This window comes from Streptomyces sp. NPDC001568, from assembly GCF_042893755.1.
Taxonomy (GTDB): domain Bacteria; phylum Actinomycetota; class Actinomycetes; order Streptomycetales; family Streptomycetaceae; genus Streptomyces.
Genome location: NZ_JBIAVF010000007.1, coordinates 136623 through 159553 on the forward strand (window position 1 = coordinate 136623; position 22931 = coordinate 159553).

General features: G+C 72.3%; 20 protein-coding genes, 2 tRNA genes and 1 pseudogene. 21 read left to right on the forward strand and 2 right to left on the reverse strand.

The window, feature by feature from the left end; all coding sequences use genetic code 11:
* Window positions 1–120: 120 nt before the first annotated feature.
* The 7 genes from ACFY0I_RS14890 (at window position 121) to ACFY0I_RS14920 (ending at window position 6814) form a co-directional block, all read left to right on the forward strand.
* Window positions 121–1098: a glycosyltransferase family 2 protein gene (locus ACFY0I_RS14890; RefSeq protein ID WP_388894729.1), complete on the forward strand. Its 978-nt coding sequence runs from the start codon at window positions 121–123 to the stop codon at window positions 1096–1098.
* A gap of 65 nt (window positions 1099–1163) precedes the next feature.
* Complete coding sequence (locus ACFY0I_RS14895) at window positions 1164–1592, forward strand: GtrA family protein (protein WP_388895329.1); 429 nt, start codon at window positions 1164–1166, stop codon at window positions 1590–1592.
* A 93-nt stretch (window positions 1593–1685) separates the two neighbouring features.
* The gene (gene proB / locus ACFY0I_RS14900; protein ID WP_388894732.1) at window positions 1686–2813 is read left to right on the forward strand and encodes a glutamate 5-kinase; all 1128 of its coding nucleotides are present in this window, start codon (window positions 1686–1688) and stop codon (window positions 2811–2813) included.
* An 84-nt stretch (window positions 2814–2897) separates the two neighbouring features.
* On the forward strand, window positions 2898–3347 hold the full coding sequence (locus ACFY0I_RS14905; RefSeq protein WP_388894735.1) for a hypothetical protein: 450 nt from the start codon (window positions 2898–2900) through the stop codon (window positions 3345–3347).
* Window positions 3348–3601: 254 nt separating this feature from the next.
* On the forward strand, window positions 3602–4885 hold the full coding sequence (locus ACFY0I_RS14910) for a glutamate-5-semialdehyde dehydrogenase (protein ID WP_388894738.1): 1284 nt from the start codon (window positions 3602–3604) through the stop codon (window positions 4883–4885).
* 76 nt (window positions 4886–4961) lie between these two features.
* On the forward strand, window positions 4962–5519 hold the full coding sequence (locus ACFY0I_RS14915) for a hypothetical protein (protein ID WP_388894741.1): 558 nt from the start codon (window positions 4962–4964) through the stop codon (window positions 5517–5519).
* Between the two features lie 68 nt (window positions 5520–5587).
* Window positions 5588–6814 (forward strand): hypothetical protein, encoded by a 1227-nt coding sequence (locus ACFY0I_RS14920; protein WP_388894744.1) that lies wholly within the window; start codon window positions 5588–5590, stop codon window positions 6812–6814.
* Here the strand turns inward: ACFY0I_RS14920 and ACFY0I_RS14925 are convergent.
* Window positions 6786–7901, reverse strand: coding sequence for a M48 family metallopeptidase (locus ACFY0I_RS14925; RefSeq protein WP_388894747.1), 1116 nt, complete (start codon window positions 7899–7901; stop codon window positions 6786–6788). The genes ACFY0I_RS14920 and ACFY0I_RS14925 overlap by 29 nt on opposite strands.
* 140 nt (window positions 7902–8041) lie before the next feature.
* On the opposite strand from ACFY0I_RS14925, the gene ACFY0I_RS14930 reads away from it, so the two are divergent.
* From ACFY0I_RS14930 to ACFY0I_RS14995, 14 genes and pseudogenes are all read left to right on the forward strand, one after another.
* The gene (locus ACFY0I_RS14930) at window positions 8042–8206 is read left to right on the forward strand and encodes a hypothetical protein (protein ID WP_388894750.1); all 165 of its coding nucleotides are present in this window, start codon (window positions 8042–8044) and stop codon (window positions 8204–8206) included.
* 43 nt (window positions 8207–8249) lie between these two features.
* Complete coding sequence (nadD, locus tag ACFY0I_RS14935) at window positions 8250–8867, forward strand: nicotinate-nucleotide adenylyltransferase (RefSeq protein WP_388894752.1); 618 nt, start codon at window positions 8250–8252, stop codon at window positions 8865–8867.
* Window positions 8868–8891: 24 nt separating this feature from the next.
* Entirely contained in the window at window positions 8892–10631 is a 1740-nt protein-coding gene (locus tag ACFY0I_RS14940) for an LCP family protein (protein ID WP_388894755.1), read from the forward strand.
* A 130-nt stretch (window positions 10632–10761) separates the two neighbouring features.
* A complete protein-coding gene (gene rsfS / locus ACFY0I_RS14945; RefSeq protein WP_073915048.1) occupies window positions 10762–11208 on the forward strand; it encodes a ribosome silencing factor in 447 nt (148 codons plus the stop codon).
* Window positions 11205–11861 carry a histidine phosphatase family protein gene (locus ACFY0I_RS14950; RefSeq protein ID WP_388895332.1) on the forward strand — a complete coding sequence of 219 codons (657 nt, stop codon included), beginning with the start codon at window positions 11205–11207 and terminating at the stop codon, window positions 11859–11861. Before rsfS ends, ACFY0I_RS14950 begins: the two co-directional genes overlap by 4 nt.
* A 133-nt stretch (window positions 11862–11994) precedes the next feature.
* Window positions 11995–12067: transfer RNA gene (locus ACFY0I_RS14955), tRNA-Ala, on the forward strand.
* A 143-nt stretch (window positions 12068–12210) separates the two neighbouring features.
* Window positions 12211–12444, forward strand: coding sequence for a hypothetical protein (locus ACFY0I_RS14960; protein WP_266577344.1), 234 nt, complete (start codon window positions 12211–12213; stop codon window positions 12442–12444).
* Window positions 12445–12606: 162 nt separating this feature from the next.
* A tRNA-Ala gene (locus tag ACFY0I_RS14965) sits at window positions 12607–12679 on the forward strand.
* 266 nt (window positions 12680–12945) lie between these two features.
* Window positions 12946–15819: a leucine--tRNA ligase gene (gene leuS / locus ACFY0I_RS14970; RefSeq protein ID WP_388894758.1), complete on the forward strand. Its 2874-nt coding sequence runs from the start codon at window positions 12946–12948 to the stop codon at window positions 15817–15819.
* A 147-nt stretch (window positions 15820–15966) separates the two neighbouring features.
* Window positions 15967–16728, forward strand: a complete 762-nt coding sequence (locus ACFY0I_RS14975) for a hypothetical protein (protein ID WP_388894761.1) — start codon at window positions 15967–15969, stop codon at window positions 16726–16728.
* Window positions 16729–16991: 263 nt separating this feature from the next.
* The gene (locus ACFY0I_RS14980; protein WP_388894764.1) at window positions 16992–17837 is read left to right on the forward strand and encodes a DegV family protein; all 846 of its coding nucleotides are present in this window, start codon (window positions 16992–16994) and stop codon (window positions 17835–17837) included.
* 168 nt (window positions 17838–18005) lie between these two features.
* Window positions 18006–19082: a helix-hairpin-helix domain-containing protein gene (locus ACFY0I_RS14985; protein WP_388894767.1), complete on the forward strand. Its 1077-nt coding sequence runs from the start codon at window positions 18006–18008 to the stop codon at window positions 19080–19082.
* Window positions 19079–21616 (forward strand): annotated as a pseudogene (locus tag ACFY0I_RS14990) (ComEC/Rec2 family competence protein); the annotation flags it as partial. The gene ACFY0I_RS14985 and the pseudogene ACFY0I_RS14990, both read left to right, overlap by 4 nt.
* A 136-nt stretch (window positions 21617–21752) precedes the next feature.
* Window positions 21753–22634 carry a YceI family protein gene (locus ACFY0I_RS14995; RefSeq protein ID WP_388894770.1) on the forward strand — a complete coding sequence of 294 codons (882 nt, stop codon included), beginning with the start codon at window positions 21753–21755 and terminating at the stop codon, window positions 22632–22634.
* A 38-nt stretch (window positions 22635–22672) separates the two neighbouring features.
* Here ACFY0I_RS14995 and ACFY0I_RS15000 read toward each other — a convergent pair whose 3' ends face one another.
* Entirely contained in the window at window positions 22673–22915 is a 243-nt protein-coding gene (locus ACFY0I_RS15000) for a hypothetical protein (protein WP_281206795.1), read from the reverse strand.
* Between the last annotated feature and the right edge of the window lie 16 nt (window positions 22916–22931).

Consider the following 22931-nt stretch of genomic DNA (forward strand, 5'->3'; position numbering starts at 1 on the left):
CTACCGTGTACCGCACGCGACTCCGGCAGGCCGGCCACCGGCGTGCATACTTCTAAGGAAGAGGTGAGTGGCGGGTCCGGTCGCCGACAATCACCCGTTCGGACCCAGCAGGAAGTACTCATGACCAAGCTGTCGGTAGTCGTCCCTTGTTACAACGAAGAAGCTGTCATCGACAGCTTCGACGCGGAGATCAGGCGGGTGCTCGACGCCCTGCCCGTCGAGTACGAGGTCTGCTACGTCGACGACGGCAGTCGTGACGGAACTCTCGAAAAGCTCCGCAAGATCGCCTCCGAGTGCCCCGACCGGACCCGGTACGTCTCCTTCAGCCGCAACTTCGGCAAGGAGGCCGGCATGCTCGCCGGCCTGCGCGAGGCGACCGGCGACGCCGTCGTGATCATGGACGCCGACCTCCAGCACCCGCCCGAGCTGATCGCCACGATGCTGGAGCACTACCGGCAGGGCCACGACCAGATCATCGCCCGCCGCACCCGCGAGGGCGACAAGAAGCTCCGCTCGGCCCTCAGCCGCCTCTACTACCGGGGCGTCAACCGCTGGGTCGACGTCGAGCTGGCCGATGGCGTCGGGGACTTCCGCATGCTGTCCCGGCCGGCCGTGGACGCCCTCCTCGCGCTCCCCGAGTACAACCGCTTCTCCAAGGGCCTCTTCTCCTGGATCGGCTTCGACACCGTCCACTTCGACTACCGCAACGCCCAGCGCGAGGCCGGCGAGACGAAGTGGAAGTTCGGCAGCCTGCTGAACTACGGCATGGACGGGCTGATCTCGTTCAACAACCGCCCGCTGCGGATCGGGATCTGGCTCGGCGTGTCGCTCGTCGGCCTGACCGGTCTGTACGCCCTGTGGATCACCATCATGGCGATCACCAACGGCATCGACTCCCCGGGCTACGTCACCCTCGTCGCGATGATCGCCGGCATCGGCGGCATGCAGATGATCATGCTGGGTCTGATCGGCGAGTACATCGGCCGCATCTACTACGAGACCAAGCGCCGCCCCCACTTCCTGGTCAAGGAGGCCCACGGAGCCGAGCGCATGCCCGGGATCTCCGAAGCCGTGATCGCGGAGCGCAGCCGCGGATGACGGAGCAGCGACCGGCGACGAACCAGCCGGCGACGAACCAGCCGCCGACGGCGGAGCAGCCGCCGATGACGAAGAAGGATCAGCTCGGCCAGATCTTCCGGTTCGCCCTCGTCGGCGGCGTCAACACCTGCACCTTCTTCGGGTGCTACCTGCTGCTCCACCCGTGGATGCCGTACTTCGCCGCCTACACCCTGGCGTTCCTGCTGTCGATGATCGGGTCGTTCTTCATGAACACCTACTTCACCTACCGCACCCGGCCCACCTGGAAGAAGTTCCTCTTCTTCCCGCTGACCAACGTCACCAACTACGTCATCCAGTCCGTCGGCCTCTACGCCCTGGTCACCTGGGCCGGCATGGACACCCGGATCGCGCCGCTCGTCGCGGCCGTCGTCGCCATCCCCTTCACCTTCCTGCTGTCCCGCAAGATCCTGGTACCCGGCGCCCCCCGCGAGGCGGAACCCGCACCGCGGCCGCCGTCCTCGTCCACGGTCTGAAACCGCCGAGCGCGCGCTCACGGCCACCCCGTAGATTGGGCGGGTCGGCCGGACCATCCGTCCGGCCGTCCGGCAAGGGGCAAGGGGACAGACGTGTCAGCGGCAAGGCAAGGCGTGCTGGACGCCCGCAGGATCGTGGTCAAGGTCGGCTCCTCCTCCTTGACCACGGCGGAGGGCGGACTCGACGCCGACCGGGTGGACGCCCTGGTCGACGTACTGGCCAAGGCGCGCGGCGGCGGGGAGAAGGAGATCGTCCTGGTCTCCTCCGGAGCCATCGCCGCCGGACTCTCCCCGCTCGGCCTGCGCCGCCGGCCCAAGGACCTTGCCCGCCAGCAGGCCGCCGCCAGCGTCGGCCAGGGCCTGCTCGTCGCCCGGTACACCGCTTCCTTCGCCCGCTACGGCATCCGCGTCGGCCAGGTCCTGCTCACCACCGACGACACCAGCCGGCGCGCGCACTACCGCAACGCCTACCGGACCCTCGACCAGCTCCTGGCCATGGGCGCGCTGCCCGTCGTCAACGAGAACGACACCGTCGCCACCGACGAGATCCGCTTCGGCGACAACGACCGGCTCGCCGCCCTCGTCGCCCACCTGGTCCGCGCCGACCTCCTCGTCCTGCTCTCCGACGTCGACGGCCTCTACGACGGCGACCCCTCGCAGCCCGGCACCACCCGCATCGACGAGGTGCGGGGCCCCCAGGACATCGCCCACGTCACCATCGGCAGCGCCGGCAAGGCGGGCGTCGGCACCGGCGGCATGGTCACCAAGGTCGAAGCCGCCCGGATCGCCGCCGCGGCGGGCATCCCCGTCGTCCTCACCTCCGCCAGCCAGGCCGCCGACGCGCTCTCCGGCCGCCCGACCGGTACGCACTTCCACGCCACCGGCCGCCGCTCCGCCGACCGGCTCCTGTGGCTCCAGCACGCCTCGACCCCGCAGGGCCACCTCGTCCTGGACGACGGGGCCGTCCGCGCCGTCACCGAACGCGGCAGCTCCCTGCTGCCCGCCGGGATCGCCGCCGTCGAGGGCGAGTTCGTCGCGGGGGACCCCGTGGAGCTGCGTTCCGCGGACGGCCGCGCCGTCGCGCGGGGCCTCGTCAACTTCGACGCCAAGGAGCTCCCGCAGCTCCTCGGCCGCTCCACCCGCGAGCTCGCCAGGGAGCTCGGACCGGCGTACGAGCGGGAGGTCGTACACCGTGACGATCTGGTGCTGCTCCAGGGCTGAGGTTCGGCAAAACCGCCGCGCGGGGGGCCGGGGACTGGTCAACTGTGAGGGGCGGACACGCGTAGCGCAGACAGGAGGCGGCTGGTGAGACGAGCGCTGACCAGCGTCGGCACCGGGGACGGCCACGGCCAGGGGAACGGTCACCAAAACGGCGACCACGGCTGCGGGGGCGACGGCCACGGGGACCGGGACGAGTCCCGCCTGTGGCACATCACCCTGAGCGTCTCCGGCAAGCCCGCACCCCTGTCGGAGGTCCGTCGCGGGCTGGAACAGCTCGCCCACGACCACCCCTTCCTGCTGACGAGCCGGTACGCCGACGATCACGCGGAGATCCGCTACTGGGAGGAGGCGCGCGACCTCCACGACGCGGCGGCCGTCGCCCTGCGCCTGTGGGGTGAACACCGCTCCTCGGCGCAGCTGCCGCCCTGGGAGATCGTCGGCCTGGAGGTGATCGACCGCGCGACCTACCACCAACGAGTGGCGGAGGGCTACGGCCCACCCCCGGCCCACCCGGTGGGCGTACACCCCTACTAGGCGGAGGCGGACCGCCCGGATCCAGCCGCCGTCGGGTGCCGCGCCCCCGGCCGCTCCCGGCCCCGCCGGCGTTTGAGGCGCGGGCAAGGGGTCCGGGCGCAGCCCGGGAAACGGAGAAGGGTCGGGGCGGGGCGAAGGCCCGCCCCCGACCGGTGGGGGGCCGGAGGGGGAGCCCCGCGCAGCGACCCGCGCCCCCGCGTCTCGCGGGATGGAACCCCTTCGGACCCGGTCGGACCGGGGACTACCCTGACCGCATGACCTCGCTCGACGACGCCCCCGCCACCTCCCCCGTCCTCGCCACCGCGCAGCGGTCCCGTACGGCCGCCGCCACCATCGCGCCACTCCCGCGGTCCGCCAAGGACACGGCCCTGCTGGCCATCGCGGACGCCCTGGAGGCCCGTACGGCGGAGATCGTCACCGCCAACGCCGTGGACACGGCCAAGGCGCGCGAGGCCGGCACGAGCGAGACGGTCATCGACCGCCTCACCCTCACCCCGGAGCGGATCAGGGCCATCGCCTCCGACGTGCGCGACGTCGCAGCCCTCCCCGATCCCGTCGGCGAGGTCGTCCGCGGCTCGACCCTCCCCAACGGCATCGACCTCCGCCAGGTCCGGGTACCGCTCGGCGTCGTCGGCATCATCTACGAGGCCCGCCCCAACGTCACCGTCGACGCCGCCGCGCTCTGCCTGAAGTCCGGCAACGCCGTGCTCCTGCGCGGCAGTTCGTCCGCCTATGCCTCCAACACGGCCCTCGTCGCGATCCTGCGCGACGCCGTGGAGAGCGCCGGCCTGCCCGCCGACGCGATCCAGCTCGTCCCCGGTGAGTCCCGCGACTCCGTCCGCGAGCTGATGCGCGCCCGCGGCCTCGTCGACGTCCTCATCCCGCGCGGTGGCGCCTCCCTCATCAAGACCGTCGTCGAGGAGTCCATCGTCCCGGTCATCGAGACCGGTACCGGCAACTGCCACGTCTACGTGGACGCCCTGGCGGACCTCGGCATGGCGGTGGACATCCTCATCAACTCCAAGGCCCAGCGGCCCTCCGTCTGCAACTCCGCCGAGACCCTCCTCGTGCACCGCGACATCGCCGACGCGTTCCTCCCGCTCGCCCTCGACGCCCTCGCCGACGCCGGCGTCACCGTCCACGGCGACGAGCGGGTCCTGGCCGCCGCCGAGGGCACCAAGGCCACCGCCCTGCCCGCCACCGACGAGGACTGGGCCGCCGAGTACCTGTCCTACGACATCGCCGCCGCCGTCGTGGACTCCCTCGACGACGCCGTCACCCACATCCGCCGCTGGACCTCCGGTCACACCGAGGCGATCGTCACCACCTCCCAGGCCGCCGCCCGCCGGTTCACCCAGCTGGTCGACTCCACCACCGTCGCCGTGAACGCCTCGACCCGCTTCACGGACGGTGGCCAGTTCGGCTTCGGCGCCGAGATCGGCATCTCCACCCAGAAGCTGCACGCCCGGGGCCCCATGGGCCTTCCCGAGCTCACCTCCACCAAGTACATCGTCACCGGCGACGGTCACATCCGGTAACCGTCGGGCGAACACGGTGTGGCCGGATCCCGGCGTACGCCTGCCCAAAGCCGCCCCCCAGGTCTACGCTGGTGGTGTGCCGGACGACGTGGGGGGCAAGCCGTTCCCGGACGACGGGGCCCCCGAAGACGATGCAGACGACCGCGGAGGCGCGGAACAGGACTTCGCCTCCGTGGTGTTCGACGAGGCCTTCGTCCGGAACGCCGAGATCCATGAACCGAGCGCCGCCGAGCGCCAGCGGGCCGCCGACCGGGCCCGGGCCGAGGCCGAGGCCGCCCGCGTCGCCGGCGGCTGGAACGGCGACGACGACCACGGCTACGGCCACCCCGACGGGTACGGCCTCGACGACGACCCCGGCTGGGATCCCGACCACCACGGCTACGGCTACGCCGAGGGCCCCTACGGCGCCTACGGCGGCAGCCTGCGCCCCTACCGCGGCCGGTCGCCGTGGCTGAGGCCGGTCGCCTGGGTGCTCGCCTTCGTCATGGGGCTCGGCATGGTCGCCCTCGCCTTCAGCGCCGTTTACCGCAACGCCTCCGGCGAAGCGGAGCCCGCCCCGGCGCCCGCCAGTACCCCGCTCAGGGAAGTCGGCGACGTCGGCGCGTTTACCTACCCCGTGGTTCGCCAACCCTGAAGGTACGACCCCGCTTGCGCGAACCGGAGACGGGGGCTTCTCTGAAGCGGGGACAGCGGGGAGAAGCAATGGCCGTTCCAGGAGATCCACCAGGCGGCACCCCCGACGGCATCGGCGGGGGCGATGACGAACTGCGCCCGGACGAGTACCGGTCGGTGGTGTTCGACGAGGACTTCGTCCGCGCTGCCCGACTCCAGGAGTTCTCCGCCGAGGAACGCATGGGGGAGCACGCCCGGGCCGTGCGCAGCCGCTCCCTCTGGTCGGCCGGCGGAGCCGCCACCGGGCAGCGGACGAGCACCCCCGGGCGCGGGGCCCGCCAGGGCATGCTGCTCGTGCTGCTCATCGCCACCGCCTTCGCGGTCGCCGTCTACATGGGCCTGCGCAACCCGTACGTCCCGCCGCCCGGCGGCACGGCCGAGCCGCTCAGCAGCGTCGTCGTCCCCCTCGCCCCGGCCGAGACGGTGCCCGGCGGGAAACCCGCGGAGCTGTACGAGAGGAGCCGGGCGGCCGACTACCGGGTCGGGGCGGCCGGGATCACCCTTCCGGCCCTGCGACGCACGCACCACTTCACCGAGGGGCAGGTCGTCGCCGCGCTGTCCATCGCCAAGGACTACCTGGTGCAGTCCTCGCTGGACCCCGACGTGCTGTCGGGGACCGCCTCACGGCCCGTCCGGGTCCTGCTCGATCCCGGCCAGCTCACCCAGTTCGACCAGAGCATGACCGCACCCTCCGGGGACGGCAGGCACGCCGCCACCGGCTGGCTCGTCCGCTTCGACCCCGCCGTCGCCCTCGTGGCCGACACCCGGGTCCGGGTCAGCGGCACCCTCGCCTTCCGGGAGCTGACCCCGGAGGTCCTGGAAGTGACCACCGACCACACCTTCGTGTACGCCGTCCGCCCGGCGGGCGGCGCGGCGGCCGGCGCCGACGGGGCCTCGCTGTTCACCGTCCGGCGCGAACTGCGGATGCGCTTCGACAAGGACGACCTCACGGCCCGCCGCACCGAGCTGACCTCGGCCTACGTGATGGCGGGCCCGCAGGACTGCGCCAGTGACCCCGCCGCCGGGTTCCGCCCGCTGACGGCCGGCGCGGCCCCCACCACCGTGGGCCCGCCCGCGACCGATCCCTGGACCGACGGCCGGCCCCGGCGCGCGGCCGGGCTGTGCGGGGTGCTGGCCCCGGCCGCAACGCCCACGGCGCAGCCGCCGCCCCCGCCCGCGCCGCAGGCCGTGGAGCCCGCCGGCGGCCCGGCCGGGACCGCGGCCCCCGTCAGCCCTGCTCCGGCGCCGGCCCCGTAGTGCCCTTGCCCTCGGAACCGCTGCCGCCGGCGGTACCCGTACCCGATCCCGAACCTGCCCCCGCCCCGGCTCCGGTGAACCGGTCGCGGAGCTTGCCGCCGAGGTCACCCGCGCCGCCGGCGATGTCGCCGACCAACTTCATCAGCGGGTCCTTGCTGGTGCGCACCGTGTCGGCGTAGTGCGAGGCCGACTGGCGGAAGGAGTCGGTCACGGAGGTGTCCTTGTCCTCCTCGCGCCGCGGGTAGTGACCGTCCATGATCCGCTGGTAGTCGCGGTGCTGGGACCACTTCTTCAGCTCGGCGGCCCGCACCGTGGTGAAGGGGTGGGTGCGCGGCAGCACGTTGAGGATCTTCAGCACGGAGTCGCGCAGGTCCCCGCTCTTCTCGTACTCGTCCGCCTGGGCCAAGAACGCGTCGACGTTCATCTCGTGGAGGTGGTTGCCGCCCGCGATCTTCATCAGGCCGCGCATCGATGCGTTCAGGTCCTGGCCGACCAGCAGACCGGCCCGGTCCGCGGACAGCTCCGACTTGCGGAACCACTCGCGCAGCGCGGTGACCAGCGCCATGATCGCCACGTTGCCCAGCGGGATCCACGCGACCTTCAGCGCCAGACCCGTCAGGAACAGCAGGATCGTGCGGTACACGGAGTGCCCGGACAGCGCGTGGCCCACCTCGTGGCCCACCACCGCCCGCATCTCCTCCTCGTCGAGCAGCTCCACGAGGCCCGTGGTCACCACGATGATCGGCTCGTCCAACCCGATGCACATGGCGTTCGGCTTCGGGTCCTGCTGCACGTACATCTGCGGGACCTTCTCCAGATCCAGGATGTAACAGGCGTCGCGCAGCATCTCGTGCAGGTGCGGGAACTGCGTCTCGCCGACCCGCACCGAGTCCGACAGGAAGAGCAGCCGCAGGCTGCGCTCCGGAAGCAGCCCGCTCAGGGTCTTGAACACCGTGTCGAAGCCGCTCAACTTGCGCAGCGCCACCAGCGCGGAACGGTCCGCGGGGTGCTCGTACGCCCGTGAGGAGATTCCGGGGAACCTCCTGCGATTGCGTGCCGGTACCTTCTCGAAACCCGTGTCCGTCATAGCGCCTCCCCCTTGATCGGCCTGTGTCCTCTGGCGTCCATCCTCTCCAACGACTGAGTCGGCGTGAGCGTGCCCAGGGGCCCCGCTTACGATGTGAGCGAAGTCTCCGCACGCTCCCCGACTCGATAGGTATCTGCCTGATGAGCCTCTCCACCACCACCCACAACATGGTCGTTCTCGCATCGGGGGGCGCCGAGCACGGCAGCAACCACGACAGCCTGAGCCCCTACCTCACCGGTGGCGCTGCGTTCGTCATCCTGATGCTGATGCTCTGGGTGACCACGCGCCTGAACCGCGACCGCTAAGCCCCTCCGTGCACGCGGCACCGGGCCAGTAGGCTCTGCGCTCATGGGAGAGCAGGAAATGCCTACGGGCCCGGTCAAGCGCCGGCTCGGCGTGATGGGCGGGACATTCGACCCGATCCACCACGGCCACCTCGTGGCCGCCAGTGAAGTCGCCGCGCTGTTCCACCTCGACGAGGTGATGTTCGTACCGACGGGTGAGCCCTGGCAGAAGTCGCAGCGGGCCGTGTCACCCGCCGAGGACCGGTACCTCATGACGGTCATCGCGACGGCCTCGAACCCGCAGTTCTCGGTGAGCCGCATCGACATCGACCGCGGCGGCCCGACGTACACCATCGACACCCTGCGGGACCTGAGCGCGCTCAACGACGACGCCGACCTGTTCTTCATCACCGGCGCCGACGCCCTCGCCCAGATCCTGACCTGGCGGAACGCCGACGAACTCTTCTCCCTCGCGCACTTCATCGGAGTGACCCGCCCCGGCCACGTGCTCACCGACGACGGACTGCCCGAAGGCGGCGTCTCCCTCGTCGAGGTCCCCGCACTGGCCATCTCCTCCACGGACTGCCGCGCCCGGGTCGCCCAGGGCGACCCGGTCTGGTATCTCGTTCCCGACGGTGTGGTGCGCTACATCGACAAGCGTGAGCTGTACCGGGGAGCCTGAGCTTCCGGAAGAGAGGGGCCCGCGGTGAACGACCCACAGGATCCGTACGACCCGTACGCCGCCCAGGAGCGCGAGCTCATCGGCTACGACCCGTACGGCAGACCCGTGTACGGCCCGGTCGCCGCGCCTCCCGCCACCCCGCCCCCCGCCGCGCCTCCTCCGTACGGGTACGCGTACGAGTACGGATACGAGCAGCAGCCGTACCCGCAACAGCAGCCGTACCCGCCTCAGCAACAACCGCCTCAGCAATACCAGCAGCCGTACGGGCAGCAGCAGTACCAGTACCAGCAGGCCCCGTACCCACAGGACTCCGGACCCGGGTACGACACCCGGCAGGCGCAGCAGTGGATTCCGCAGCAGAGCGCCCCGGAGCCGACGTACCTGCCCCAGGAACAGGCGCAGCCGCAGCCGCAGCAGCAGCAGCGGTACGAGCCGGCCGCGGAGCCGCCGCCGCAGGTGCCCGAGCCGCGCCGCGAGTCGGCCGGCGAACCGGGCGCCGACGCGGACCGGCGCGCCGAGCAGTTCGCGTTCGTCGACCAGCCGGACGAGGACTCCGAGGACGTCATCGACTGGCTCGCCTTCACCGAGAGCCGCACCGAGCGCCGCGAGGAGGCCCGCCGGCGGGGCCGCAACCGCGGGGTCGCGCTGATCGTCGTCCTGTCCCTGTTCGTCGTCGGGGGCGCCGGCTACCTCTGGTACGCGGACCGGCTGCCGTTCCTCGACGGCCCCGGCGGGCGGAAGAACACCGCCGCGCCCATCGGCGAACAGAAGCGCGACATGATCGTCGTCCACCTGCACAACACCAAGCGCGGCGGCACCTCCACCGCCCTCCTCGTGGACAACGTCACCACCCGCCGGGGCGCCACCGTGCTGCTGCCCAACACCCTCGGCGTCACGAAGCAGGACGGCACCCCGGCGGCCCTCGGCAAGGCCGTCGAGGAGGGCGCCCTCGGCACCCGCGAATCCCTCGACACGGTCCTCGGCACCCGCATCGGCGGCACCTGGCGCCTGGACACCCCCTTCCTGGAACGCCTCGTCGAGCTGGTCGGCGGCATCGAGACGGACACCGACACCGCCGTCCCGGCCGACGAGCAGGCCCGGACCCCGGCCGTCGGACAGGGACCCAAGCAAAGCCTCACCGGGGCGATGGCCGTCGCGTACGCCACCCACCGCGGCCCCGGGGAACCGGAGGCCAAGCAACTGGAGCGCACCGGCCGCGTGCTGTACGCCGTCCTGCGCAAGATCCCCGGCGACCCGAAGTCCGCCGCGACGACCGTGGAGAGCATGGGCCAGATCCTGGACCCCGGACTCGACGCGCAGAACCTCGGCGCGCTCCTGTCGCGGATCGGCGAGCACGCCAAGATCGGCGCGTACCGCACCGACGTCCTCGGGGTGAAGCCCGACGGCAGCCTCACCGACGAGGCGAACAAGAAGGTCGTCAAGGAGGTCCTCGGCGGTTCCTTCACCGCGGCCCAGCCGGGCGCCGCCCCACGGGTCGGCCTCAGGGACGCCACGGGCGACGAACGGACCGGGACCGCGGCGAAGGCGGCCCTGCTCAACGGCGGCTACGCGTTCGTGGACGGCGGGAAGGCGGACCGGACCGACGCCACCTCGCGAATCACCTACCAGGACGACGCCCAGCGGGACCGGGCGATCGACGTCGCCAAGACGCTCGGACTGCCGGAAACGGCCGTGAAGAAGGCGGAGAACGCGGTGAACGCGGACGTCGTGGTCGTCCTGGGCCGGGACTACAAGGCGTCCTGAGCGCCCCGAGGCTCCCTGCGCAGGGCCCCTGAGCCGGTGCCCAGCCCGCGCGGAACGTTCTGCGCGGGCGGGGTCGGCGGTACATGAGACCCTTGTAAGGATCTGCCCGTCAACCCGAAAGCATGGCCACGTGACCGCCACGGACCGCTCCATCGAGCTCATCACCGCCGCCGCCCAGGCCGCGGCCGACCGGCTCGCTCACGACATCATCGCGTACGACGTCAGCGACGTGCTGTCGATCACCGATGCCTTCCTCCTCGCCTCCGCGCCCAACGACCGCCAGGTCAAGTCGATCGTGGACGAGATCGAGGAGCAGCTCCTCAAGAAGCTCGGCGCCAAGCCCGTGCGCCGCGAGGGCGACCGCGACGCCCGCTGGATCCTCCTCGACTACGTCGACATCGTCGTCCACGTCCAGCACAGCGAGGAGCGCGTCTTCTACGCGCTGGAGCGCCTGTGGAAGGACTGCCCCGAGATCGAGCTCCCCGAGGACGCCAAGCTCACCATCGGCAAGGCCGAGGAGCACGCCAAGCTGCGCGAGGCGGCGGGCGACGACGAACTGGACGGTGATCTGTTCTGAGCACCAGCGCAACGGGCACGACCAGCAGGAAGATCGTCCTCTGGCGGCACGGCCAGACCTCGTGGAACCTGGAACGACGCTTCCAGGGCTCCACGGACATAGAGCTGACCGAGACGGGTGTGGCGCAGGCGCGCCGCTCCGCTCGGCTGCTCGCCTCGCTGCAGCCGGACGCCATCGTGGCCTCCGACCTCCGGCGGGCCGCGGACACGGCCGCCGAGCTGGCCGCCGTCACGGGCCTGTCCGTCCAGCACGACGAGGCGCTGCGCGAGACCTACGCCGGCGAGTGGCAGGGCCTCACCCACGACGAGATCCTCGCGAAGTACGGCGAGCAGTACGCCGCCTGGAAGCGCGGCGAGCCCGTCCGCCGCGGCGGCGGTGAACTGGAGACCGAGGTCGCCGACCGCGCCGCTCCGGTCGTGCTGCGCCACGCCGAGGCGCTGCCCGAGGGCGGCACCCTCGTGGTCGTCAGCCACGGCGGCACCATCCGTACGACGATCGGCCGCCTGCTCGGCCTGGAGGCGTACTACTGGGAGGGCCTCGGTGGGCTCTCCAACTGCTGCTGGTCCGTCCTCGGCGAGGGCGCGCGCGGCTGGCGGTTGCTGGAACACAACGCCGGCACGCTGCCGGAACCGGTGCTCGGCGACGACGACTGAGCCCGCGCGGAGCCCGGCCTGACACGTCGGAACGGGCCCTCCACCCGGATTTCACTTTCCGGCTGGTCACAGGCTAGAGTTCTTCTTGTTCGCAGCGAAGAACACCGGAAACGGGGGGAACGCGGCGGAGAGCGGGGCTATAGCTCAGTTGGTAGAGCGCCTGCATGGCATGCAGGAGGTCTGGAGTTCAATTCTCCATAGCTCCACAATCAGGATCCCGTCCCCAACAGGGGGCGGGATCCTTGCGTTTGTTCCTTTTGCGACGGCTGCCCCCGCCGGCACGGGCATGGCAGAATCGGACGGCCGGAGGGGGTCACGACGGCCCGACGCGGGAGGGAGTCGCTGACGGATGGGTGCACACCGGCGGCGGTGCGACTGGTGCGACAACGGCACGCCGATCGTGCGGGACATGGAACCGGTCAACCCCGACTACCAGTACTGGTGCGAGGAATGCGCGCGGGCGCTGATCATAAAAGGCGACCCGATCGAGACGTACCGGGAGCTCGAAGGGGAACCGATCTACGGGCGGCTGCTCGATGAGCACTGCACGTTGAAGCGGTTCTACCAGTTCGCGAGAGCCTGACGGGCCCGACGAGAAGGTAGCGAGAAGGCGGCGATACACCCCAAAACGGACATGGCCCGTGGTCGGCGGAAACCGATTTTTGGACCAGGGCCATGACCGTGTAATGTTTGGGACGTCGCCAAGGGGAACCGGCAAGGGAAACCGAAGCGGCAAGCAGAGCAAGGGGCTATAGCTCAGTTGGTAGAGCGCCTGCATGGCATGCAGGAGGTCTGGAGTTCAATTCTCCATAGCTCCACAGTGAAGAAGCGGGCCACCCGGATCGGGTGGCCCGCTTCTCGTCGTGCCCACCGCTCGGAACGGCAGAGCGGCCGTGGGGGCCGCTGCGGTACCCTGACGCCATGCGTGCCGTACGCCTTCTGCTTACCGAGCCGCGCTGATCAGTACCGACCCATCGAGCCCACGGATGTGATCGGCATCGGCGTGGCGTCCCCTCCTGTGCGAGGGGTTTTTTCGTTTGGGCAGGCAGAGACGGCAGAGTCGATCGATGGAGCTTCAGGAATCATGAGCGAGACGAACACCCCGGCCCCCGAGGCGGCCGAGGGGCACCGCTACACGGCTGCCATGGCCGCCGACATCGAGGCACGCTGGCAGGACGTATGGGACGCGGAGGGCACGTACGAGGCCCCGAACCCGAGCGGTGACCTGGCCGGCGACCCCGCCGTGGTCGCCCGGCCCAAGAAGTTCATCATGGACATGTTCCCTTACCCGTCCGGTGCGGGCCTGCACGTCGGCCACCCGCTCGGGTACATCGCCACCGACGTCTTCGCCCGCCACCAGCGGATGACCGGCCACAACGTCCTGCACACCCTGGGCTTCGACGCCTTCGGCCTGCCGGCCGAGCAGTACGCCGTGCAGACCGGCACGCACCCGCGCGTGTCGACCGAGGCGAACATCGAGAACATGAAGGTCCAGCTGCGCCGGCTGGGCCTGGGCCACGACAAGCGCCGCTCGTTCGCGACGATCGACCCCGAGTACTACAAGTGGACGCAGTGGATCTTCCTGCAGATCTACAACTCCTTCTACGACACCGACGCGCGGCGCGCCCGCCCGATCACCGAACTGGTCGCCGCCTTCGAGGACGGCAGCCGTGAGGTGCCCGGCGGCCGCGCCTGGGCCGAGCTGACCGCGGGCGAGCGGGCCGACGTGCTGAACGGCTTCCGGCTGGCCTACGCCTCCGACGCGCCGGTCAACTGGTGCCCCGGGCTGGGCACCGTACTGGCCAACGAGGAGGTCACCGCGGACGGCCGCTCCGAGCGCGGCAACTTCCCCGTCTTCAAGGCCAAGCTGAGCCAGTGGAACATGCGGATCACCGCGTACGCGGACCGCCTGCTGGACGACCTGGACGCGCTGGACTGGCCCGAGGCCATCAAGCTGCAGCAGCGGAACTGGATCGGCCGCAGCGAGGGCGCGCGCGTCGACTTCGCCGTCGGCGACGCCGGTGCGATCACCGTCTTCACCACCCGCCCGGACACCCTGTTCGGCGCGACCTACATGGTCCTGGCGCCCGAACACGAGCTGGTTTCCGCCGTCGTTCCGGCCGCTTGGCCCGAGGGCACGCACCCGGTGTGGACCGGCGGCTGGGCCACGCCCGCAGAGGCCGTCGACGCGTACCGCAAGCAGGCGGCGTCGAAGTCGGACGTCGAGCGACAGGCCGAGGCCAAGGACAAGACCGGCGTCTTCACCGGCGCGTACGCGACCAACCCGGTCAGCGGCGAACAGGTCCCGGTCTTCATCGCCGACTACGTGCTGATGGGCTACGGCACCGGCGCGATCATGGCCGTACCCGCCCACGACGGCCGCGACTTCGAGTTCGCGCGCGCCTTCGAGCTGCCGATGCGCTGCGTCGTGCAGCCGACGGACGGTCGGGGCACCGACCCGGCCGAGTGGGACGCCGCGTTCGTCGCGTACGACGCCACGCTGGTCAACTCCGCCGGCGAGGGCATCTCGCTGGACGGCCTGGGCGTCGTCGAGGCCAAGGCCGCCATCACCGACTGGCTGGCCGACCGCGGCATCGGCGAGGGCACCGTCAACTTCCGCCTGCGCGACTGGCTGTTCAGCCGTCAGCGCTACTGGGGCGAGCCCTTCCCGATCGTCTACGACGAGGACGGCGTCGCCCACCCGCTGCCCGCGTCGATGCTGCCGCTGGAACTGCCCGAGGTCGAGGACTACTCGCCGCGCACCTTCGCGCCGGACGACGCCGGCTCCAAGCCGGAGACGCCGCTGTCGCGCAACGAGGACTGGGTCAACGTCGACCTGGACCTGGGCGACGGGGCGGGCGTCAAGCGCTACCGCCGCGAGACCAACACCATGCCCAACTGGGCGGGCTCCTGCTGGTACGAGCTGCGCTACCTGGACCCGCACAACGCGGACGCGCTGGTCGACCCCGAGATCGAGCAGTACTGGATGGGCCCGCGGGAGGGTGCCCCGCACGGCGGCGTCGACCTGTACGTCGGCGGCGCCGAGCACGCCGTCCTGCACCTGCTGTACGCCCGTTTCTGGTCGAAGGTCCTGTTCGACCTGGGTCACGTCTCCTCCGTCGAGCCGTTCCACAAGCTGTTCAACCAGGGCATGATCCAGGCGTACGCGTACACCGACTCGCGCGGTGTGTACGTCCCGGCGGCCGAGGTCGAGGAGCGCGACGGCGGCTGGTTCCACCAGGGCGAGCCCGTCAAGCGCGAGCACGGCAAGATGGGCAAGTCCCTGAAGAACGCCGTCACGCCGGACGAGATGTGCGAGGAGTACGGCGCGGACACCCTGCGCCTGTACGAGATGGCCATGGGCCCGCTGGACGTCTCGCGTCCGTGGGACACCCGCGCCGTCGTCGGCTCGTACCGACTGTTGCAGCGCCTGTGGCGCAACGTGGTGGACGAGGAGAGCGGCGAGGTCACGGTCGTCGACGCGGAGCCGGGCGAGGACACCCTGCGGGCGCTGCACAAGGCGATCGACGGGGCCGGCGCGGACATGGCGGCACTGCGGTTCAACACCGCCATCGCCAAGATCACCGAGCTGAACAACTTCCTGACGAAGGCGGGCCGCCCGCTGGAGCGCTCCGTCGCCGAGCGGCTGGTGCTGCTGGTCGCGCCGCTGGCCCCGCACATCGCGGAGGAGCTGTGGCACCGCCTGGGCCACAGCGAATCTGTGGTCCACCAGGACTTCCCGGTCGCGGACCCGGCGTACGTCGTGGACGAGACCGTCACGTGCGTCGTCCAGGTCAAGGGCAAGGTCAAGGCGAGGCTGGAGGTGCCGCCCACGATCTCCGACGCGGACCTGGAGCAGCTGGCCGTCACGGACGCCGACGTGGTCGCGGCGCTGGGCGGCGCGGAGATCCGCAAGGTGATCGTGCGGGCGCCGAAGCTGGTGAACATCGTCATCTGAGGGGGCCTCGGGAGGGGCTCCCCGAGCGAAGGGCGTCCCCGGGTGAGGGACATCCCGTAAGGGCAGGTTGGGGGTTCGACGGGAACCCCCGACCTGCCCTTGGCGTTTACGGTGGAGGGGACGGATTCGGCGGAGGAAGGGAACCTCATGGAGGCGGGCGCTTTGATCATCTTTGCCCTGTTGGTGCTGTTCGCCTTCTTGGGGCTGGGTGCCTGGGCCACGGTGAAGGTGGTGGGCGCGGCGAAGCGCGGCGTCGACCGTACGATCACGCAGGCCCGCCGGACGGTCGAGGACACGACCCTGAGGGCGAAGAGCTTCGGCCAGGTCGGGGTCACGGGGGCGCTGGCACAGCTGCGGCTGGACCTGCGCAACTCCATGCGGGCCACGCAGCAGGCGCTGTACCAGGGGGTGCAGGCGGACAGCTCGCTGAAGGAGTCGATCCACCTCTTCGAGCGGCTCAGCGCCCACGGGTACGAGCTGGACGACGAACTGAAGCGGCTGGAGCACGACCCGGACCGCAAGCGCATCGAGGAGAGCCTGCCGGACCTCCGCGAACGCACCGCCAAGATCACGCAGGCTGCGGACGCGCTGCGCTGGGCCGCGCGGGACCGGGCCCGCAGGTTCGCGCAGGACGACCTGGACGTGTTGTCGGCGCAGATCGGCGTCGAGTCGGACGCGCTGCGTGACTGGTCCCCGGAAGCCGTCGACGAACTGGCCGCCGCCGCGGCCGCGTGGGACGCGCAGCAGGCGGGGGCGGGTTCGCAAGGTTCCCAGGGTTCGCAGGGTTCCCAGGCGTCTTCCGGGTGGGCGGCTCGGGAAGGGCGGCCGGAGGCGGCCGCGCTGAATCCGCCCGCGCCTGAGGTGCGGTACCCGTGGCAGAAGGCTCCGCGGCCCGAGGCCACCACCTGAGGTGGCCGGCTGACGGGTTTCGGGTGTTCGGGCCGTCGGGGTGGGCGGCGGGCGTGCTCGGGCCGTCGGGTTGGTGAGGCGTGCTCGGCCGCAGTGGCGGTGGGGCGTGCTCAGGTTTTTTCGGCCCCGACCGGTGTGGGGCTTGCGGGTCCGTCGTGGTGACGGACCCGGTCCGAAGTTTTCGCGGGGCTCGGACCTGCTGTTCTTCGTGAGCCGAGGGGCCGGGCTGCCGGATCGCCCCCGGTGGCGGTAACCTCCGGCTCATGTCCCGCCATGTCGCGATCATCACCGATTCCACGGCCTATCTGCCCCCACCGGCGATGGCGCGGCACGGGATCAGCTCCGTCCCCCTGACCGTGGTCCTGGGGGGCGAGGCCCTGGAAGAGGGCACCGAGATCTCGGCGCGCAGCCTCGCCATCGCCCTGCAGAAGCGCCGCTCCGTCACCACCTCCCGGCCGGGTCCGGAGGAGTTCGTACGGGCCTACCGGGCCGCGGCGGACGCCGGTGCGACCGGCATCGTCAGCCTGCACCTCTCCGCCGAGTTCTCCGGCACCTACGACGCCGCCGTGGTGGCGGCGAGGACGGCGCCCGTACCGGTGCGGGTCGTCGACACCGGCATGGTCGCGATGGCCCTCGGCTTCTGCGCCCTCGCGGCGGCCGAGGCGGCCGAGGCCGGCGGTTCCGCCGACGAAGCCGTGGCCGCGGCGGAGAAGCGGGCCGCGGAGATGTCGGCGTACTTCTACGTGGACACCCTCGACTACCTCCGCCGCGGCGGCCGGATCGGGGCCGCGCAGGCCCTCCTCGGCTCGGCGCTGGCGGTCAAGCCGCTGCTGACGCTGGACGGCGGGCGCATCGAGATGCTGGAGAAGGTGCGGACGGCCTCCAAGGCCATCGCGCGACTGGAGGAACTGGCCGTCGAGCGGGCGGGTTCGCTGAGCGTCGACGTCGCCGTGCACCACCTGGCGGCCCCCGAGCGCGCCGAGAAGTTGGCGCAGCGGCTTCGGGAACGGATCCCGGGGCTGGTCGAGCTGCACGTCAGCGAAGTCGGCGCGGTCATCGGGGCGCATACGGGGCCTGGGTTGTTGGCGGCGGTCGTCTCGCCACGGTGACCTGTGGTCGGGGTCGGGGTACGTGTGTGCGTGTGCGTGCGCGTGGTGGGGGATCGAGTTCGGGGATTCGCCACCGGAACGGGTGGTCGAGTTATCCACAACGCGACTGATATCCACTGGAATTGAGGGCTCCGAGCGGGGGTCGGGATTCGCCCCTAGCGTCGTGGCATGACTGTGCGAACGCGCTCCTCGCGCCACTCCGTAGCCTCCGGTGCCACCAGCGGTCCCGGCCGCCCCCGCCGTTCCGACGGACGTCCGCGCGACCGTCCCGACCCCGACCGCATGCGGCGTCGCGCCGAGGCGCTGCTGGCGTCCGGCGCTGCCGGGGGCGGGCGGGAGACCGGGCGGGCGCCCGATCCACCGCCGCCCGACGTCCAAGGAGGTATGGGTGGCTTCGGCGTGCGCGGCGTGCGGGCCGGGGGTGAGGGGCTCGGCGAGGATGCGCCGGGTATCGGCCCCGCTGTCTCCGGTGCGATGGGGGAGCGGGCCGGGGCGGGGGCTGCCGTGTCGGGCGGGTCGAGGGCGGAAGCCGGGGCGCTGAGCGGAGCGGCCGTGCGCCGACTGGCCGTACGGGAGCGGCTGCCGGTGTGGGTGCAGGCCCGCTGCGGTGTGGAGCGGCGCACCGTGGCCGCCGTGGCCGTCGTGCTGGCCGTGGCGGTCGGATTGGCCGCCCAGCAGTACTGGTCGGGTCGGCCGCAGCCGGTGACGGCGCCCGCGGTGGTCACCCCGGCTCCCGTACCGGCTCCCGTACCGGCACCCGGCCCGGCGCCGGGGCCCGGTGCCGTGGCGGGGCCGGGCGGGCGCATCGTGGTGGACGTCGGCGGCAAGGTCCGGGACCCCGGCGTGCGGAGGCTGCCCGCCGGTTCTCGGGTGGAGGACGCGCTGGCGGCGGCCGGGGGAGTGCGGCCGGGTACCGACACCACCGGGCTCAACCGGGCCCGGATCCTGGTGGACGGCGAACAGGTGCTGGTGGGGGCGCCGTCGCAGCCGCCGCCGATGGCGGGCGCCGCGGGTGCGGGTGCCGGTTCGGGTGCGGGCGCCGGTTCGGGCGTCGTGCCGCTGAGCCTTGGCAGTGCGACCGTCGAGCAGTTGGACGGGCTGCCCGGGGTGGGTCCGGTACTGGCCCGGCACATCGTCGACTTCCGCACCGCCCGGGGAGGATTCCGGGCCGTGGAGGAACTCCGGCAGGTCAACGGCATCGGTGAGCGGCGCTTCGCCGACCTGCGCCCCTTGGTCAGGCCATGAGTCCCCCCGGCGGGCGTGGTCCCGAGGGGCGTGGGCCCGGAGGGTGTGGGGGCGTCCCTGAGGGGTGCCGGGCTCACGGGGCCGGGTGCGTGGGGCGCGTGCGGCGGGCGGACGGTCCGGCGGGGCCGGCCGGTGCGGCGGCGGAGCGGTGCGGTGCCGGCGGGCGGGGGAGCGAGCGGGTCGGGTCGGTGGATCTCAGGCTCGTCGTGCCGGCCCTCGGCGCCTGGGCGGCGGCGGCCCTGGCCCTGGCGGCGCCGGGCCCGTGGAACGCCGTCGGGGTGGGGGTCGCGGTGGTCGCGGCGGGGGTGCTGCTGGTGTGCGGCGCCCGCGGGCCGCAGCTGCTGCGGAGGGTCGGGGTGACCGCGTCCGCCACCCTGCTCTGCGCGGCCGCCGGGGCGGGCGGGGCCGGGCTGGAACGGGCCGAGGCGCGGGCGGGACCCCTGCCCCGGCTCGCCGGGGAGCACGCCCGGGTCCTCGTGGAACTCACCGTCGGCGCGGACCCCCGGGCGGCCCGCGCGGGAACCGGGCCGCCCGTGGTGGTGATGGACGCCGTGGCCACCCGGGTGACGGGCCCCGACGGGAGGGGGAGCCGGATCCGGACCCCGGTGCGGGTACTCGCCGCGCACCCCGGATGGGTCCGGCTGCAGCCCTCCACCCGGGTCGCGGTGGTGGCCCGCCTCGCCCCGGCCCGGAGCGGCGAACGGGCCGTGGCGCTGGTCCGCCCCGCGGGCGATGCGCCGCCCCGGGTGACGGGCGGGCCGGACACCGCGCAGCGCTTCGCCGGGACCCTGCGCGCCGGCCTGCGCGAGGCCACCGACGGTCTCGCGCCGGATGCCAGGGCCCTGCTTCCGGGTCTGGTGGTCGGCGACACCTCACGGGTCCCGCCCGACCTGCACGACGCGTTCAGGGCCACCGACCTGCTGCACCTGCTGGCCGTCTCCGGGGCCAACCTGACCGTCGTGCTGTACCTCCTCATCGGGCCCCCGGCCCGCGCGCAGCACGTCGAGCGGCGGGGGTTGGCGCCCCGCCTGGGGCTGTCGCTCAGGGCCACCGCGTGGTGCGGGGCGGCGCTGACCCTGGCCTTCGTCGTGGTCTGCCGTCCCGAGCCGAGCGTGCTGCGCGCCGCCGCCTGCGGGGGGATCACCCTGCTGGCCCTCGCCACCGGGCGGCGCAGGTCCCTGATCCCCGCGCTGGCCGGGGCCGTCCTGCTGCTGGTGCTGTACGAGCCGTGGCTGGCCCGCAGCCCCGGATTCCTGCTCTCCGTCCTGGCCACCGGGTCGCTGCTCACCCTCGGGCCCCGTTGGGGCGAAGCCCTGCGGCGGCGGGGGATGCGGCCCCGGTTCGCCGACGCGCTGGGGGCCGCCGCCGCGGCGCAGGCCGTGTGCGCCCCCGTCGTGGTCGTGCTCTCCGCCCGGGTGAGCCTCGTCGCCATCCCGTGCAACCTGCTGGCGGAGCTCGCGGCGGGGCCGGCCACGGTGTTGGGCTTCGCGGTCCTCGCCACGGCTCCGTGGTGCATGCCCCTGGCGGAGCTGCTGGCGCGGTGCGCGGGCGTGCCCGCCGGGTGGATCGCCGCGGTCGCGCGGGCCGGGGCGCGGCTGCCGGGGGCGGAGCTTCCCTGGCCGGGCGGACCGGGCGGAGCCCTGCTGCTGGTGGCCGCCACGGCGGCCCTCGTCGGACTGGCCGTCAGGTTCGGCCGTCGGCGGGGGGTGTGCGCCGGTGTCGCCGTGGTGCTGCTGATCGCGGTACTGCGGCCGCCGCAGCTGATCCGTACGTTCACGGCCTGGCCGCCGCCCGACTGGAGTTACGCGCAGTGCGCCGTGGGCCAGGGTGACGCCGCCGTGCTCGCCGTCGGGCCGGGCACCGCCGTCGTGGTGGACACGGGGCCGGAGCCCGCTCCGGTGGACGCCTGCCTGCGGGCCCTGGGTGTGAGTCGCGTCCCACTCCTGCTCCTGACGCACTTCCACGCCGACCACGTGGGAGGGCTCCACGGCGTGCTGCGGGGCCGGTCCGTGGGTGTGATTCAAACCACCACCGTGCGGGAGCCTCCCGGGCAGGCGGCGTTCGTCGGGCGGGCCGCGGCGGCTGCCGGGGTGCCCGTCACGCAGGCCGTGGCGGGGGAGCGCCGGAGGGCCGGAAGGCTGGAGTGGCAGGTGCTGTGGCCCTCGGCGGCCGGCCCCCCGCCCGAGGGGGCCAATGACGCCAGCGTCGCCCTCCTGGTACGCACCTCCGGATCGACGTTCCTGCTGCTGGGAGACCTCGAACCACCCTCCCAGGAAGCCCTCTTGAGGGAACATCCCGAGCTGGGGCCGGTGGACGTGCTGAAGGTCGCCCACCACGGTTCGGCACGCCAGGACCCCGCGCTCCACGACCGTGTGCGACCGCGGATCGCGATCGTCCCGGTCGGCGCGGGCAACCGCTACGGCCATCCGGCGCCGAGCACGCTGGCCCGGCTGCGGGCCCGCGGAGCGACTGTCCTGCGCACCGATACCGACGGTTCGGTCGCGGTTTCCGGCAGCGGTCCCCGGATGAGGGCGTTTCCGGCCGGGCGGCGTCGCAGCGGGCTCGGGCATACCGGGCGCGACCATTCTGTTTGCCCACAACCCGGCAGCATGATCGAATGCGTCTTCGCCGGATCGGTCCGGGTCCACACAGCACGGGGGTGCGTCAACCATGTTCGGTCGTCGACGGGGGATGGAGTCGGCCGGCAGCGTCGACTCGCAGAGAACGGCGACGCTCACGCTGCCGCCGACGGCGCGGCTGTTGAGCTGTCGGGTCCTCGACACGGTCCACCAGCCCGTCAGGCAAGCCAAGTTCGAGGTCACCGATCCGATCGGCAGACGGGTCGTCAGCGGCGAAACCGATCCGTACGGAGGGTTCACCGCGGCCATGCCGGAGGGCGAGTACCGGCTCGCGGTGACCGCCGAGGGGTACGCGCCGTTCCACGGGGCGACCCTCGTGGGCGACCCGGCGCAGCTCGGCACCGCGGAGATCATCCTGGACGCGGTGGAACCGCCCCGGCTGCCGCAGCCCGGGCACTGGGAGCTCGACCCGTCGCACTCCTCGATCGCCTTCGCCGCCCGGCACATCGGGTTCGCCCGGATCAACGGCCGCTTCAACACCTTCGCCGGCGCGGTCCGGATCGCGGACCGCATGGAGGAGTCGTCCATGCACGTCATCATCGACGCGGCGAGCATCGACACCGGACTGCGCCTGCGGGACGACCACCTGCGGTCCGCGGACTTCCTCGACGCCGCCCGGCATCCGACGGTGGAGTTCTACAGCGAGCGGTTCATCCACCGCTCCGGCAGCCGCTGGGCGGTCGCCGGCGCCCTGACCCTCCACGGTGTCAGCCGTTCCGTCACCCTGGACACCCAGTACCTGGGTCACGGCACGGGCCTGGAGGGGGAACCGCGGGCCGCCTGCCGGGCCACCGCGGAACTGAACCGCGAGGACTTCACCCTGAACTGGCAGTCGATGCTGGCGGCCGGCGTCGCGGCCATCGGCGCGAGCGTGGAAGTGGCGCTGGACGTGCAGATCGTCCACAAGGCCTGACGCCCCGCCCCCGGAGCCCGGCCCGGCCGGGGCGGCCGTCAGGGGGCTTCCAGCCAGCCCTCGTACTCGGCGGCGAGGTCGTCCAGGGAGCCCGCGTCGAGCCGCTCCCGCGGGTCCTCCACGACCACCAGCCACTGGGCGTCCTCCGCGTCGTCCTCACCGGCGAGGGCGTCGCGCACCAACTGGGGTTCTTCGGGCAGGCCGAAGCGGTCGACGGCTTCCTGGGCCACCTCTTCGGCGGCGTCGCGGTCCGGGAGGACCAATACATGTCGCACGTTCACCCGACCATTCTCGGGT